This window comes from Roseofilum capinflatum BLCC-M114, from assembly GCF_030068505.1.
Taxonomy (GTDB): domain Bacteria; phylum Cyanobacteriota; class Cyanobacteriia; order Cyanobacteriales; family Desertifilaceae; genus Roseofilum; species Roseofilum capinflatum.
On the sequence record NZ_JAQOSO010000112.1, the window covers coordinates 17012 to 30981 of the forward strand.

The window sequence follows — 13970 nt, forward strand, 5'->3', positions numbered from 1 at the left end:
CCCTTGCCAACTGCCCGGTTCAGTCAGACACTGGACTAGGAAAGCTATTGATTTTTGATATAAGAGGGTTTTTTTCGTGAAAAATGTCTTAGGGATCATTCTTGGAGGAGGGGCAGGAACTAGGCTGTATCCTCTGACCAAACTACGGGCTAAACCGGCTGTACCGTTAGCTGGTAAATACCGGTTGATTGACATTCCCGTTAGTAACTGTGTCAACTCCGAGATTTACAAAATCTACGTTCTCACTCAATTCAACTCGGCTTCCCTGAACCGCCATGTAACCCGTGCTTACAGCTTTTCCAGTTTCTCGGAAGGCTTTGTAGAAATTCTGGCAGCTCAACAGACGGCAAGCGATCGCACCAGTTGGTTTGAAGGAACCGCCGATGCGGTGCGTAAATACCTGTGGTTAATGGAAGAATGGGATATTGATGAATACCTGATTCTATCCGGGGATCATCTGTACCGTATGGATTATCGGGACTTCATCAACTACCACCGGGAAAGCCAGGCTGATGTTACCCTGTCTGTGGTTCCCATCGATGAAGAACGAGCCTCTGATTTTGGCTTAATGAAAATTGATGATACCGGACGCATCATTGATTTCAGTGAGAAACCCAAGGGAGACGATCTCAAGAAGATGGCTGTGGATACCACCGTTTTGGGGCTTTCTCCCGAAGAAGCCAAACAAAAGCCCTATATTGCCTCCATGGGGATTTATATCTTCAATAAGGATTTGATGGGTAAACTGCTTACAGAGAATCCCGATCAAAAAGATTTTGGTAAGGAAGTGCTACCCTTTGCAGCCACTCAGGGTTATAAAGTGCAGGCTTACCTGTTTAATGATTATTGGGAAGATATCGGAACCATCAAAGCCTTTTATGACGCGAACTTGGCTCTGACGGAACAACCGACACCCCCGTTTAGCTTCTATAACGAAATTGCTCCGATTTACAGCCGTTCCCGGTTCCTACCTCCCTCTAAGCTGTTGGATGCGAAGGTAACTGAATCAATTGTGGCAGAAGGCTGTATTCTCAAGAATTGTACAATCCATCATTCCGTTTTGGGTGTGCGATCGCGAGTAGAAGGCAATTGTGTGGTCGAAGATTCCATGCTCATGGGGGCAGACTTCTACGAACCCTTCGCCGAACGTCAATCCGGAACTCAACAAGGCAAGGTTCCCGTCGGTATTGGTGAAGGCAGCACCATCCGAGGCGCGATTATTGATAAGAATGCTCGCATTGGTCGCAATGTGCAAATTATCAATAAAGACCATGTGGAGGAAGGCAACAATAAAGAGACTGAAAAACTTGGTTTCTTGATTCGTGGCGGAGTCGTTGTGATTATCAAAAATGCCACGATTCCTGATGGTACAGTGATTTAGTCTGTACAAGATTTAGGGCTTCAGGATATGACTGACTCCTGCCGACTGATGATATTAATTGGTCTTCCAGGTAGCGGAAAATCCACCCTAGCTTACCAGTTGATGGCGGCCTGGCCGACCTATCGACTGGTTTCTACGGATGCCATTCGCGGGCAGTTGTTTGGAGATCCAGCCGTTCAAGGAGATTGGCGCTTAGTTTGGCATCAGGTGAGGTTACAGTTTCAATCGGCTCTACTCGAAGGAGCATCGACGATTTATGATGCGACTAATGTGAAACGAGCCAACCGCCAGGATGTGATTAAGCTCGGCCGTGAGTTAGGATTTTCCACAATTACCGGGATTTGGATCAGGACGCGGTTACAGGAGTGTTTAGCCAGAAATCGATCGCGCGATCGCCAGGTTCCCGAAGAGATAATCTTAAGCATGTACCGCCAGCTCTGGGGTGCGCCTCCGAGTCTGAGCGAAGGAATGGATCATTTGATTTTTTATCAACCCACAAGGAAACCGTAAAGCAATATCAATTAACCTTTTTCATGTTGGCGACAGCCCAAATAATGGCTTGGGTTTGAGGGCCAGGTGGCTCTACTATGAAAAAGTATACAGGACATGAGAAAAATCTCGTCGGCGTAAATCAGATTCCTGGATATAAAACAACAATACATTTTCTGGCATAGAAATTTTCAGTAAAACCGTATCGAGTGGCCCTTCAATTTCCTCGAAGGCAAAATCACGGGGATCTTCTTGAGCGAAAGTAGCATAACCTCCGATGTGGATTTCACCACAATATTCCTCTACTTCTATAGAGTATGCCTCTAGCTCTTCGTTGGTGGTGCGAGCATACCCCTCAAAGATTAGGTTGTAGATCTGATAATCATCACAAGACATGGGAGCTACACCAGAATGCCACTCAATGGCGGAACAGTCTTGGGGATAGGGGTCGAGAACGTCAGGATTTTTTTCGGGAAGAAAATCAAAATGGGTAACCAGATTAGCTTCATCTAGTTCCAGTTCAGGAAAATAGAGAATACGAAAGGTATTTTGCTGATACCAAGTGGCCTTAAATCGGTCACCATAGTTAGGTTCGGGACACCCCCACCCCACCCCATCGGCAATGTAGAACTGGAGAATTCCCTGCTGTGGAAATCCGTCCAGTACAGGCATTTGATCAAAGTTAATTTGGCAGAGAAGATGAAGATATTGACCTTCTGGGGTTTGGGGATAGGTCATCCCTTTGGGTAGATAGGGAAATCCTGCCTGAGTGTTACGATACCCAGGAAATTTGCTGCTCCACCAGGTCAGGCTTTCATCCGCAACTAAGGTCATTCTGAGGTAGGGCTTGATTGTGGCGGCAATGCGATCGCGATAAGGCTCTAAGATGGAGGATAAAGGTCGTTGATCGGGGTCATTGTTCATGGGGCATAGCCTGGCTAGATAGATTACACCTGCCTCTTCATTTTAATTACCTCAAGTGGCTGGGGGCGATTCTGGGCTGCTATGGGGTTCGGAAATTGCGATCGCAACCGAACTGCGAGCCAGACTCAACCTTTGATACTCTTAAGCTGATATTGCTATATAAACCCATTAGACTAAAGACATAACAGCGTTAAGGAGTGTATATGGTGGCTACTGATTTTAAGGACTACTATTCCGTGTTGGGGGTTAGTCGCACTGCCAGTGCCGACGAGATTAAGAAGAGTTTCCGTCGTCTAGCCCGGAAATACCACCCGGATATGAATCCTGGAAATCAGAAAGCGGAGGCTCGGTTTAAGGAAGTTAGCGAAGCCTACGAAGTCCTGTCCGATCCGGAAAAGCGCAAAAAATACGACCAGTTTGGCCAATATTGGAAGCAAGCGGGTAGTACATCGTCGAGTTACGGACGAGGAGCTTCTAGTGGGGTAGACTTTAATGGCTTTGATTTTAGCCAATATACGACCTTTGATGAGTTTATTAATGAACTCCTCGGACGTATGGGAACGGGAAACCCCGGAGCGAGTACGACGGGCCGCAGAACTAGCTATAATTCCAACTATAATTACCGCACCACAGGACGCTCTACGGGATTTGGTGGATTTGAAGATTTTGCCAGCTATGGAGCGCCTCCGAAAACCAGTAATGTGTCCCAAGAAGCTTCCATTGTCCTCTCCTTTGCAGAAGCCTTTCATGGAGTCCAAAAGCGGATTAACTTAGGCTCAGAAGTGATAGAGGTGCGGATTCCTCCTGGAGCGAAACCCGGTACTCGGATTCGAGTGCGGGGCAAAGGTAGCGTCAACCCACAAACGGCACAACGGGGAGATTTGTATTTAACCGTGTCCTTGCAACCCCATAGCTTTTTCCAGTTTGAGGGGGATAATTTAGTCTGTGAGTTGCCCATTTCTCCGGAAGAGGCCGTTTTAGGAGCCAGTATAGAAGTCCCCACCCCCGATGGACGGGTACAGATGAGTATTCCGGCTGGCATTCGTCATGGTCAATCCTTGCGTTTGCGGGGTAAGGGATGGCCGAATCCAAAGGGCGCGAGAGGGGATCAGTTGGTGAAAATTGCGATCGCCGTTCCCAAAACCCTCAGCAAAAGCGAACGGGAGTGTTACGAGAAACTGAAAACCATCCGCACTCAGAATCCAAGAGCGAATTTTGGATCGGTTCGGCTGTAATCGGTTCGGCTGTAACTGTACATTCCCTGTCCTTCAACTGTTTAGATTACAGGTCATGACCTGAAAGCTAATATAAACGAATGTAACAGGCGATCGCCTCAATGTGCCTCTATTTCGGCGCATTGTGAAGAATTGTAAATAAATTTTAATCAATCTTGTGCTAGATACGCACAAAACTTAAAATTCTTTAAGAAGCTTATGGAGTATAGATAGATCCAATTCCTATCTACTCATCAACCCTTAGAACTCTTAGGAGTATTTTCGACTATGGCATTCCTGAAAAATTTACTCGGTGGCAAAAAAAAAGGTGAGAACTTTCAAGTTCAATTTGATGACACCCCAAAAACCGAAACTCAACCGGTAGCCTCCCCTGCACCAGAAGCCCCTAAAGCTCCTGAAGCTCCTGAAACCACTGCTCAAGCCCCCGCACCCGCAGCAACAACAGAAGCTCCTGCCAAGAAAAAAGCGAAAAAAGAACCGAAAAAAACCAAGACCTTCAGAAAGGCAAAACAGAAAACCGCCCCTGAACAAGCTCCCCCTGTGGCCAAACCCGTTGCTCAACCTAAAGTTGCGGCAGTGACTAAACCGGCTCAACCCGTTGTAGAAGAAGGGTTTGCCACCAAGTACATGAATACGGGATTAGGGCAAACCATGAGTCGCCGTCGCCCTGGCCCCAATATGAAAGGCTTTTTAGAGATGGCTCGTAAAGCCAAAAATTAGACCCTTTTTTCTAACAACGATCTGTAGGGGCGTTTCATGTCGCGTTGGCGTAGCCTGCGCGGAGCGCATAGCGAAACGGCCGGAAAGCCCCTACATCCTACAATTATGTTATGTCCCACTGTTAAGTGAATCGACTATAATTGCTCCTGCTCTAGTTTGGGGCTGACTCCGCTAATTTTAAGTAAATCGCTTAAGGTGGGGCAATAGGTAGTTAAACCAAACGTAGTCGGACTGACGGGGTTTTGATAGCAAAAATGGCGATAGCGCATACAAAACTGATCCCAAGCGGCCATTTCAATTTTTACACCAATCAGCCGCAAAATCCCAATCAAGGTATCAGCTAGAGCAACAGATAGAGGAATGCGAAAATAGATTTTTTTATTCAAAAACCGGCAAATTTCTTCCACAGCATCATCAATTTTTATCACAGGATTCCCTAAAACTAGATGATTGGAAAAAGCAAAATCTTCTTTGGAATCAGGAGGGAGAGGATAATCGACCAAATGGGTAATAATTTGGGCAATATCATAGGCGTGGAGAAAATGAAAACTGCCATCAGCGCTCAAAAACCGAGCCAAGTTAATCCATTTGGGAATTTCTGAGAGTCCAGAAGAGAGATGGGAGTGGGGTTTATGGTCATCTCCGCCAAAGACTAAGGTAGGAAAGACAACGGAAATGGGGGGAGCGCTGGTGAGTTTACTCAGTTGCTGATAACAGTCATATTTAGAGCGAATATAATCGGTTCCTAACTGTCCAGCTTGGGGTAAAAGCTGATTTTGTTGACCTAAAATGCTGGCGGTAGAAAAGTAGATGACTTGGTTACAAACATTCGGGTCTAAGGCTTTAATGAGTTGAATGGTTTTAACGACATTAATATCAAATACTTCCCTTGGCCCTCCCCAAGCGGTCGCGGCTAAAATGGCCCCATCAACGGTACTTAACAGATCGTTATATTGACTAATTTCACGCAAATCGTTTTCTAATAGGGTGATCCCCGATCGCGCTTGATAGTCGAATTTGAGTTTTTCGGGTTTTCTGACAAGAAAAAACAACTCATGACCGGTATTTTGAATCAGAGATTCGGCGATATAGTGGCCAATGCAACCGCTTGCACCGGTCATGAAAATCCGTTTTTTTTTCGGGGTTGATGGGGTTCGGGTCATAATCGATTAACAGGTCGCCAGCAGTTGATCCATTTGTTTTGCGGTTTCAAAGAAAAACTGGGCATTTTCTTCTGGTGTTCCAGGTAAAATCCCATGACCGAGGTTGAGGATATGCCGTTGGTTACCGGCTTTGCGAACGGTGTCGATCATGCGATCGCGGATAAAGTCCTGAGACCCAAAGAGCGCACCGGGATCGACATTGCCTTGTACCCCCATGGTTTCCGGTAGGCGAGACCGGGCATCCTTCATATCCACCGTCCAGTCTACACTGATGATATCGACTCCCGATTTGGGCATCAGGTCAAATACCCCTGCACTGCCGCTAATGTATAGAATCAGGGGCGTATCGGGGTATTCAGCTTTGACTTGCTTAACCACCCGTTGTTGATAGGGGAGAGCTAGAGCTTCATAGTCAATGGGACTGAGGTTACCGGCCCAAGAGTCAAACAGTTGTACCACTTGAGCGCCGTTTTTAATCTGGTATTTGACGTAAGTGGCGATCGAGTCAGCGACCTTACCCAACAGTTGATGTAACATCTGCGGCTCACTAAAGGCCATGCGCTTAATATTGCTGTAGGTCTTCGAGGTTTTGCCTTCAATCATATAAGCAGCTAACGTCCAAGGAGACCCCACAAACCCTAATACAGCCGCCTTATTACCCACTTCTTTGCGTAACTCCTGCAAGACTTGTCCGACAAAGGGGAGGGACTCTTCTGGGTTTAAGGGAGTCACCGCTTCCACCTGGTCTAGGGAGCGAATGGGGGGGTCAATGATCGGCCCTTTGCTTTCGACAATATCGAAGGGAACCCCCATTCCCGGTAAGGGGGTGAGAATATCGGAAAATAGGATCACCCCATCGGGTTCAAAGGCGCGATAGGGTTGCAGAGAAATTTCTAGGGAGAGTTCGGGATTTTCGGAGCGCTCCCGAAAGCTTGGATACTTATCTCGCAAGTCACGGTAAACTTTCATGTAGCGCCCTGCCTGCCGCATCATCCATACGGGGGGGCGAGGGAGGACTTCTCCACGGGTAGCGCGTAATAGATAGGGTATCTCAGTTGATTGGGTCATGCTTCAGGGTGTTTAATGCCAAGGGCTGGAGATGAGTGCAAAAATTGGGGATAGGGAAGCCTGGTAGCTCAGTTCGTTGCTTCTTTGGGCTAACAGTTGAGGACAAGCCAGTTAACTTCACCGATCCAGACAACCGGCTGCGATTTTCCGGATTGCTTCCCCTATCATCTCATAAGATGCGATCAAACGGTTTACCCATTACTGATTACCCATTACCAGCGCATTCATGTCCGCGATCGCGGAAAGCACTATAAAATAGAATGTTGGCTTTTTTCCAATACTGACGCTCAACTTGTGGAGATAGTACGACGGTTTAATGAATATTACGGAATTTTTACAACAGACGGCGGGAAAATGGTTTTCTCAGCGCACTGCTCATCAGGTCGAATCAAGTCAAACTCAGACCGGAAAATCTACTCTCTATGTCGAATTTTTAGCCAGTGATGACCCAAAAGTAAAAACGCTCTGCGATCGCCACGGTCTAGAAACGGCGTTAGCAGGCACACGCATGAGCTGGGAAGCGACCATTGACCCTTCTGCCCAATCCTACAAGGGAGAGCGTCTATTGGTTTGGGTTGGGGATGTTCAAAACCCCCAAATGGGTAAGTTTTTCTCTTCTGTTGAAGGTTCCTCTCCCGGTTCCTTTGTTCTCGACGAAGACGAAATTCTCACCTTAAGAGTCGAATCTCAAGGGCAAGTTTCGGAAGATCGCCTATGGTTTGCCTCTCCTAATTTTCGCCTCAGAACGAGCCTCACTCAAGTCTCTGGTGAAACGGTTTTTGCTTCTCTGTGTACCGAAATCCGATTAGGAGGAAATCCCGCTTAGTCGATGTGAGTTTGGCAAAATCTCACGGAGAACTCGATGGAGTCTTGTGCCTCAGCCCTGTCAAGGTGACGAACAAGGACGAACAAGATTGCGAGTTTTCGGCTACGCCAGTCGGAAAAGTCTCAATCTCGAAGGAGTTAATCTGGCGATCGCGATCGCCAGAAACGATGGTTTTTCGTACTCAACTTTGCTCATTTTAGGAGATGCCGATTACACAAAGCGATGAGCAAAGTGATGCATCAGATCGACTCGGCCTTTACGCAGCATAGCGCGATCGAGCCGTTCTGTGGTGTTGCAAGTCATCATCACCACGAGCCGTTGTTGTAGTTGAATCCCGTCTTCATCAATCACACTTTGATAGAGAGTTCCATCTAATAAACTCAAGATATGCTCAGTTTTGGTATGGTCGTGACCGGCAGTCACAGAACGGTCTTGGGCCAGATTATCCGCTTCGTTAATCACCAGACAAATTTTTTCCAGGTAGGTGGGAGGCACAAAGTTTTCCACCGCATCATGATCGAGGATGAAAATCACGTATCCTAGGGGCATGAGGATTTCTTTGGCCACGGCTTGCGTCCAGGCGGTTTTTCCGGTTCCGGGTTCCCCATGGACAAGAATGGCCAGTTGTTGTTGGTCGAGGATGCTTTGTTGTACCGTGTCAGTGAATCCTTGGATATCGGTGGGAAAGGTGCGAATAGGAAAGTGGCTTTGCACTTGTCCGACTCGGCTTTGATAGCCACTGAGCATGACAGCTAGGTTATAGGTGGCTTTGTTGACGAGGGGGGCAATGTTGTTGGCAATCAGAGTATAGCGCCGTTTACCCCGTCCCATGTTTTCGACTTGTAGCCATACTTTGGCTTCTTCCCAGCACGCATAGACGGTTCCTAGGATTTCTAGACGCTCCCAAAAGTCTTTGGAAGATTGGCTAGAGGAGGAGTTGATGCCGGTTTTTTGGTTAAAGCGATTGATGGGATAGTAGAAGTAACGGTCGAGATAGTATTGGGTGATTACGTCGGGTTTATCCAGGATAGCCAGGATTTTGAAGACGGTGATTTCTTGTAGGCGGTTGAGGACAAAATCAATGGGAATGCGATCGCGACTTACCGATTGTACTACAGGGGTTTCCGTCATCAGCACATCTTTATAGCGATAGTCGGGAAACGGCGGCTGGGGCGTAATATAATCCCAATATTCTTCCAGGTTATAGCGAGTATTTTCAGAAAAAAGGTTGAAAATATTGGCCCACCAAGCATACTGGTTCCGACCCAGAGCATCAGCCAGGTCACTGACGGCTCCCATCGTTTTGTTGTTGAGTTCCCAAAAATCATTGGCCAGCAAATAAGAAAAATGCTCCCAATCAAATTCACGGTTGAGGGGTCGCCAGCCACTGCTCAATAACCCTCGACTTTGAGCTTGGTTGTTAGAGTTAGGATAGTTTTGAGGATAATCGAAATAAAAAGAGTCCATAATTTAGGGATACAATAGGCGTTTTCTCAACAATTAGCCGTTATATATAGCTAGTCTAAATGAGTTGTGCAACCGGAAATGCCCTCTCCCTAAATCCCTCTCCCACTGGGAGAGGGACTTATGCTCCCCTTCTCCCTTCGACTTCGCTCCCTTCGACTTCGCTCAGGGCAAGCAGGGCAGCGCCTGCGGGAGAAGGGGCTGGGGGATGAGGGGTAGCCATTACATAACTCATTTAGGTTTGCTATATACGGCGATCTCTTTGGGCTTGTCTTTCTTAGGGTTGGGGATAATTTTGAGATACTCAGGGGGTACAGCTTCGACTAACCACACCCCATTATCAGACCGGTAAAAGATATATCCTTGATGGTGCAGGGTTTGGGCGGCAATTTCTAAGACGACAGGTTTACCGCGCCGTTGACCCACTTGGACTGCGGTTGCTATCTCTGAGGACAAATGAACGTGATGCCTGGATTGTTTAAGTAGTCCTTGCTTGAGGATAGATGAAATCGCTTTTTGGTGTGTGCCATGGTAAAGAACGGGTGGGGGTTCGATTGGCTCTAGTTGTAAGTCAATGGGATAGCTATGACCTTGATTGGCACGAATTTTGGTCTGGGTTTCATTAAAAGAAAATCGTTTCTTATCATTCGTTTTTACGACCTCCTCTAATTCTAGAAAAGAAATGGGAAATTGATGATTGCGACAAGCGTGGAGCAGTTGATGCACCTCCACCCAACCTCCCATTTCCAGGGTTAATCCAATCCGTTCGGGTTGATGACGAAGATGTTTACTGAGATATTTGCTGATCTGAGTTAAACGTTTTGGAGTCATTAATTTTAAGGTAGAGGATAGTCCTAATATACTACACTATAATACAAATTGCAGGATGGGCTTGTCAATTTGGGGGTGTACCTCTTCAGTTAATCCTCCTTTTTAGATTAAATTTGCAACATATCCCACAGTAAAGCAACGGAAATCACTAATAATACGGTTCCAGCCAAGGTATCTAGGAGACGGGGAGTGAGATGGGAGGCTAACCACTGACCCACCCAAACGCCGAGAAAGCTGGTTAAAACTAAAGCACTACCTGCACCGAGAAAAACAATCCAAGGAGAATGGGATTCTGCGGTCATCAGCAGGGTGGTAACTTGAGTTTTATCCCCAATCTCAGCTAAGAAAATGGTTATGAACGTAGATAAGAAAATCCGAGTGGCAGGTTTACGTCCTTTGGGGGCAGTGTCTGGTTCTTTGTTCAGGGTATCAGGAGGATTGAGGGTCACGGCGATAAAACTCCGTTTCGCGCTTGGCGATCGCTTATCATAACTTGAACTACAGAGTAACATATAAAGTTACCCCATAATGGGCAGCGCGATCGCCTAAACGATCCAAGTTTGATGATAAAGTAGAGTCAAAGTCCCTTTCTTGACTCTTCTTTTCTATGACCGACTCAACAGAAATTCGCGCTAAAATTGGTATTATTGGTGGCAGTGGACTCTATCAGATGGGAGCATTGCAAGATGTACAAGAAATCCCAATTGAAACCCCCTTTGGTTCCCCGTCCGATGCTCTAATTGTGGGTCAACTTTGCGGCACTCAGGTCGCGTTTCTCTCCCGTCACGGCCGAGGCCATCGCCTGATGCCCTCTGAGATTCCTTTTCGGGCTAATATTTACGCCTTGAAAAAAATTGGTGTCGAATATCTCATCTCTGCATCTGCCGTTGGTTCATTAAAAGAAGAGATTAAACCCCGTGATTTAGTCATCTCCCATCAATTCATTGACCGCACCAAACATCGAGTTTCTACATTTTTTGGTGATGGAATTGTCGCCCATATTGGTTTTGGTCATCCCGTGTGCCCCCAATTGAGTCAAGTCTTAGCAGACGCAATTGAAAGTTTAGACTTACCCGATATTACCCTACATAAACAGGGCACATATTTATGCATGGAAGGCCCCGCTTTTTCCACCCAAGCAGAATCCGAACTCTATCGCAGTTGGGGCGCAACTGTGATAGGCATGACCAATATCCCAGAGGCAAAATTAGCCAAAGAAGCAGAAATAGCCTATGCCAGTTTGAACTTAGTCACCGATTATGATTGTTGGCATCCGGATCACGATCATGTGACCGTTGAGATGATTCTGGATAACTTACACCATAATGCGGAAAATGCACAAAAAGTCATACAAGAAACCGTGCGTCGGCTGCAAGAAAATCCCCCGGTCTCTGAAGCCCATTCTGCCTTAAAGTATGCCATTGTCACTCGACCGGAATTTATGCCGGAAGCCACACGCCAAAAGTTAGGGTTGTTGGTGGATAAGTATTTACAGAAGTCATGATCTCCATCAAGGGCTTACAGCAGTTGTCTCTAGTCTGGGGTACATTGCGAAGGGCTGTATCTTCGGGAGTCGTCAAACTTTAGGATTCTTTATCCTTGGCTGGCTCTATTTTTTGTTAAACTAACTTGGGTACACAACAGATTCGGAGAAATTCCTGTGTTAGATGAACAGGCTAAAAAAACCATGTTACGGAAAATTCCCCATGGACTGTATATCTGTGGGGTAAAAGAGGGGGAAGAAGTCAATGGTTTTACTGCTAGTTGGGTGATGCAAGCCTCTTTTGCACCTCCTTTGGTGGTGAATTGTGTGAATACTAAGTCTCAATCCCATGCCATGATTCAATCGAGTGGGGTCTTTGCCTTAAGTATTCTGGAAGCAGGACAAAAGGATTTAGCCCAGCAGTTTTTTAAGCCTCAACGTCGAGTAGGCAATAAGTTTGAATCGGTAGAATTTTATCTGGGTGAAACTGGATGTCCGATTATTACCGATACATTAGGGTATGTGGAATGTCAGGTGGTCGGATCGGTGGAAAAAGGCGATCATACGGTATTTGTAGGAGAAGTCATTGCTGCCGGAATTCACCGAGAAGGCGAGCCACTCTTACTCGAAAGTACGGGTTGGAATTATGGCGGTTAGTGGAATGCTGAATCGTCAGACTTAACAATAGGAGGTTAATTTCAACTATGCCATTGATAAAAATTAAAACATCTATTCCATCCCCAGATCGCCCAAAAGTTGATACTTTGCTCACAACGCTATCGGCTAAGTTAGCCCAGCATTTGGGTAAACCAGAATCCTATGTGATGACAGCCTTTGAATCTGATGTGCCGATGACATTTGGGGGAACCTTAGATCCGGCATGTTACATTGAGATTAAGAGTGTTGGGGGCATGAGTGCGACTCAAACCAAGAGTATGAGTCAGGACTTTTGCCAAGCCATTAGTGATGAATTAAACATTCCCCCGAATCGGACTTATATTGAGTTTGCCGGTGCTGAGGGTAAGATGTGGGGTTGGAATAGTGGGACTTTTTAATATGAAGTCCGAAATTAAAATCTAGGGAGCGAGACGCTCCCACTCCAGTAACCTCAAGGGATTGAAGGAGTGCGGGTATCTTGCCCGCTTCTCTTTTCCCATTAACGGGACATAGATACAGTGCTTTGCGCTGTTAAGTTCGGATCAGGGACATCAACTCATTTGTAGGATCTACCTTACACCTATGGATAGATTAATTGTTGTTTGACCTCTACAGCTATGAAGCCATTTTCTCCCATTGATCCGGTATTAAGCCGCTTTTTGTCTAAAATGCCGACTCATATCGCCCTCACCTTTAGCGAAGAGCAACTGGAGGAGATTAAGAAGCAATTGGGCGATCGCCAATGGGATATGCATCCAGTAGATTTACGGCTCTCTTTTCCCGTGTTTAACCGTTGGTTTTATCTGGTGATTTTAGCAGGACGGGAGCGCCGACACCATCAACGACCGGACTCTGAAGCCTGGCACTCCTGGATACCGCTTAACGTTCAGTATCTTAGTAATCTGTTCGCTTGTGTGACGTTTATTTTAATTTTGATTCCTGCCCTACTGGGACTTTCCTACCTCTATAGTTCTGTGCAATCGGAAGAAAACCAAGCCCCTAGTGTAGTCGAAGAAAGCATCGATCGCTTTTTAACGGATTGGGGACTGTAGAGAGCAGTTCAGAGCTAAGGTGCAAGAAGTCAACCCTTTTCCCCTACATGGATGCGTCCATCTGTGCTTGCCCTATCCCAGACGATGCCCACAACTCGAACAAAACCGATCGTCGGCTTTGATCGCTGCACCGCATTGACTGCAAAAGCGCCGTTGAGGAGTCGTTGAGGAAGATTCGGAAGAGGCAGCCGATCCCATTTTCATGTTCATATTGCCCATTTTCATTTCCATCGGTGAAAAACTCATTTCCATATTGCCCATTTTCATGGGTTCCATGGGTTTCATGGGTTCCATCGGTTTCATGGTTTCGGGGGAATTGGGCATCGATTCAACGGTTTGTAAGCCGATCGCCTGTTGCTGGGAAGGAACATCGGTTGAACTGAGCATACCCATTTGCGTTCCTTGAACTTGAAGCAGGCGATCGCCCCCAGATGTTTTAATCTTAACCACCACGCCACCACCGGTCGCAAACACCTCCGGCGCACTACTCCAACTGCCCGTTTCCCAACTATTGCTTGATTGCTGTTGTTGTCCTGGACTACTAGCAATCACCGTTACCAGGGTTTGCATCCCTTGATTATCCAAGTAGAGGCGATGTCCTGCACCCAAATCACACATATAGGTCATTTGCGTTCCCCTTGAAGTTTTCTCTCCATCTAGTTTAACGTCAGTTTTAG

At 46.5% G+C, this 13970-nt stretch carries 17 protein-coding genes; 10 read left to right on the forward strand and 7 right to left on the reverse strand.

Going from position 1 to position 13970, the window contains the following annotated elements:
* Window positions 1-76 precede the first annotated feature (76 nt).
* On the forward strand, window positions 77-1381 hold the full coding sequence (locus PMG25_RS21570) for a glucose-1-phosphate adenylyltransferase (RefSeq protein WP_283768965.1): 1305 nt from the start codon (window positions 77-79) through the stop codon (window positions 1379-1381).
* Window positions 1382-1408: 27 nt separating this feature from the next.
* Window positions 1409-1891 (forward strand): AAA family ATPase, encoded by a 483-nt coding sequence (locus tag PMG25_RS21575; RefSeq protein WP_283768966.1) that lies wholly within the window; start codon window positions 1409-1411, stop codon window positions 1889-1891.
* 75 nt (window positions 1892-1966) lie between these two features.
* Here the strand turns inward: PMG25_RS21575 and PMG25_RS21580 are convergent, their stop codons facing one another.
* On the reverse strand, window positions 1967-2794 hold the full coding sequence (locus PMG25_RS21580; RefSeq protein WP_283768967.1) for a YwqG family protein: 828 nt from the start codon (window positions 2792-2794) through the stop codon (window positions 1967-1969).
* Window positions 2795-2997: 203 nt separating this feature from the next.
* Here PMG25_RS21580 and PMG25_RS21585 point away from each other — a divergent pair, with 203 nt between their 5' ends.
* Together PMG25_RS21585 and PMG25_RS21590 are read left to right on the forward strand one after the other, a co-directional pair.
* Entirely contained in the window at window positions 2998-4029 is a 1032-nt protein-coding gene (locus PMG25_RS21585) for a DnaJ C-terminal domain-containing protein (protein WP_347178906.1), read from the forward strand.
* 267 nt (window positions 4030-4296) lie between these two features.
* The gene (locus tag PMG25_RS21590; protein ID WP_283768969.1) at window positions 4297-4749 is read left to right on the forward strand and encodes a hypothetical protein; all 453 of its coding nucleotides are present in this window, start codon (window positions 4297-4299) and stop codon (window positions 4747-4749) included.
* Between the two features lie 134 nt (window positions 4750-4883).
* Here the strand turns inward: PMG25_RS21590 and PMG25_RS21595 are convergent, their stop codons facing one another.
* Together PMG25_RS21595 and hemE are read right to left on the reverse strand one after the other, a co-directional pair.
* On the reverse strand, window positions 4884-5912 hold the full coding sequence (locus PMG25_RS21595; RefSeq protein WP_283768970.1) for an NAD-dependent epimerase/dehydratase family protein: 1029 nt from the start codon (window positions 5910-5912) through the stop codon (window positions 4884-4886).
* A gap of 6 nt (window positions 5913-5918) precedes the next feature.
* Window positions 5919-6980: a uroporphyrinogen decarboxylase gene (hemE, locus tag PMG25_RS21600; RefSeq protein ID WP_283768971.1), complete on the reverse strand. Its 1062-nt coding sequence runs from the start codon at window positions 6978-6980 to the stop codon at window positions 5919-5921.
* Window positions 6981-7296: 316 nt separating this feature from the next.
* Between hemE and PMG25_RS21605 the strand changes: the two genes are divergently transcribed.
* Both PMG25_RS21605 and PMG25_RS21610 read left to right on the forward strand, forming a co-directional pair.
* Complete coding sequence (locus PMG25_RS21605; RefSeq protein WP_283768972.1) at window positions 7297-7806, forward strand: phycobiliprotein lyase; 510 nt, start codon at window positions 7297-7299, stop codon at window positions 7804-7806.
* A 46-nt stretch (window positions 7807-7852) separates the two neighbouring features.
* On the forward strand, window positions 7853-8032 hold the full coding sequence (locus PMG25_RS21610; protein ID WP_283768973.1) for a hypothetical protein: 180 nt from the start codon (window positions 7853-7855) through the stop codon (window positions 8030-8032).
* On the opposite strand, the gene PMG25_RS21615 is transcribed toward PMG25_RS21610, so the two are convergent.
* The 3 genes from PMG25_RS21615 to PMG25_RS21625 form a co-directional block, all read right to left on the reverse strand.
* Entirely contained in the window at window positions 8017-9273 is a 1257-nt protein-coding gene (locus PMG25_RS21615; RefSeq protein WP_283768974.1) for an AAA family ATPase, read from the reverse strand. The genes PMG25_RS21610 and PMG25_RS21615 overlap by 16 nt on opposite strands.
* Window positions 9274-9501: 228 nt before the next feature.
* Window positions 9502-10101: an RNA 2'-phosphotransferase gene (locus PMG25_RS21620; RefSeq protein WP_283768975.1), complete on the reverse strand. Its 600-nt coding sequence runs from the start codon at window positions 10099-10101 to the stop codon at window positions 9502-9504.
* 107 nt (window positions 10102-10208) lie between these two features.
* On the reverse strand, window positions 10209-10613 hold the full coding sequence (locus tag PMG25_RS21625) for a TMEM165/GDT1 family protein (protein WP_283768976.1): 405 nt from the start codon (window positions 10611-10613) through the stop codon (window positions 10209-10211).
* A 95-nt stretch (window positions 10614-10708) separates the two neighbouring features.
* On the opposite strand from PMG25_RS21625, the gene PMG25_RS21630 reads away from it, so the two are divergent.
* The 4 genes from PMG25_RS21630 to PMG25_RS21645 all read left to right on the forward strand — a co-directional run bounded on the left by PMG25_RS21630 (window position 10709) and on the right by PMG25_RS21645 (window position 13293).
* Window positions 10709-11605 (forward strand): S-methyl-5'-thioadenosine phosphorylase, encoded by an 897-nt coding sequence (locus PMG25_RS21630; protein WP_283768977.1) that lies wholly within the window; start codon window positions 10709-10711, stop codon window positions 11603-11605.
* 156 nt (window positions 11606-11761) lie between these two features.
* A complete protein-coding gene (locus PMG25_RS21635) occupies window positions 11762-12241 on the forward strand; it encodes a flavin reductase family protein (protein ID WP_283768978.1) in 480 nt (159 codons plus the stop codon).
* 47 nt (window positions 12242-12288) lie between these two features.
* A complete protein-coding gene (locus tag PMG25_RS21640; protein ID WP_283768979.1) occupies window positions 12289-12639 on the forward strand; it encodes a phenylpyruvate tautomerase MIF-related protein in 351 nt (116 codons plus the stop codon).
* 219 nt (window positions 12640-12858) lie between these two features.
* Window positions 12859-13293 carry a hypothetical protein gene (locus PMG25_RS21645; RefSeq protein WP_283768980.1) on the forward strand — a complete coding sequence of 145 codons (435 nt, stop codon included), beginning with the start codon at window positions 12859-12861 and terminating at the stop codon, window positions 13291-13293.
* Window positions 13294-13365: 72 nt separating this feature from the next.
* Here PMG25_RS21645 and PMG25_RS21650 read toward each other — a convergent pair whose 3' ends face one another.
* The gene (locus tag PMG25_RS21650) at window positions 13366-13920 is read right to left on the reverse strand and encodes a zinc ribbon domain-containing protein (RefSeq protein ID WP_283768981.1); all 555 of its coding nucleotides are present in this window, start codon (window positions 13918-13920) and stop codon (window positions 13366-13368) included.
* Window positions 13921-13970: the final 50 nt, after the last annotated feature.

Excerpts from the sequence above, each read along its gene's own strand:
- PMG25_RS21605 (WP_283768972.1), top strand. The coding sequence starts at position 7,297 with ATGAATATTACGGAATTTTTACAACAGACGGCGGGAAAATGGTTTTCT.
- PMG25_RS21650 (WP_283768981.1), bottom strand. The coding sequence starts at position 13,920 with ATGACCTATATGTGTGATTTGGGTGCAGGACATCGCCTCTACTTGGAT.
- PMG25_RS21625 (WP_283768976.1), bottom strand. The coding sequence starts at position 10,613 with ATGTTACTCTGTAGTTCAAGTTATGATAAGCGATCGCCAAGCGCGAAA.
- PMG25_RS21645 (WP_283768980.1), top strand. The coding sequence starts at position 12,859 with ATGAAGCCATTTTCTCCCATTGATCCGGTATTAAGCCGCTTTTTGTCT.
- PMG25_RS21595 (WP_283768970.1), bottom strand. The coding sequence starts at position 5,912 with ATGACCCGAACCCCATCAACCCCGAAAAAAAAACGGATTTTCATGACC.
- PMG25_RS21630 (WP_283768977.1), top strand. The coding sequence starts at position 10,709 with ATGACCGACTCAACAGAAATTCGCGCTAAAATTGGTATTATTGGTGGC.
- PMG25_RS21590 (WP_283768969.1), top strand. The coding sequence starts at position 4,297 with ATGGCATTCCTGAAAAATTTACTCGGTGGCAAAAAAAAAGGTGAGAAC.
- hemE (WP_283768971.1), bottom strand. The coding sequence starts at position 6,980 with ATGACCCAATCAACTGAGATACCCTATCTATTACGCGCTACCCGTGGA.
- PMG25_RS21575 (WP_283768966.1), top strand. The coding sequence starts at position 1,409 with ATGACTGACTCCTGCCGACTGATGATATTAATTGGTCTTCCAGGTAGC.
- PMG25_RS21615 (WP_283768974.1), bottom strand. The coding sequence starts at position 9,273 with ATGGACTCTTTTTATTTCGATTATCCTCAAAACTATCCTAACTCTAAC.
- PMG25_RS21585 (WP_347178906.1), top strand. The coding sequence starts at position 2,998 with ATGGTGGCTACTGATTTTAAGGACTACTATTCCGTGTTGGGGGTTAGT.
- PMG25_RS21640 (WP_283768979.1), top strand. The coding sequence starts at position 12,289 with ATGCCATTGATAAAAATTAAAACATCTATTCCATCCCCAGATCGCCCA.
- PMG25_RS21580 (WP_283768967.1), bottom strand. The coding sequence starts at position 2,794 with ATGAACAATGACCCCGATCAACGACCTTTATCCTCCATCTTAGAGCCT.
- PMG25_RS21620 (WP_283768975.1), bottom strand. The coding sequence starts at position 10,101 with ATGACTCCAAAACGTTTAACTCAGATCAGCAAATATCTCAGTAAACAT.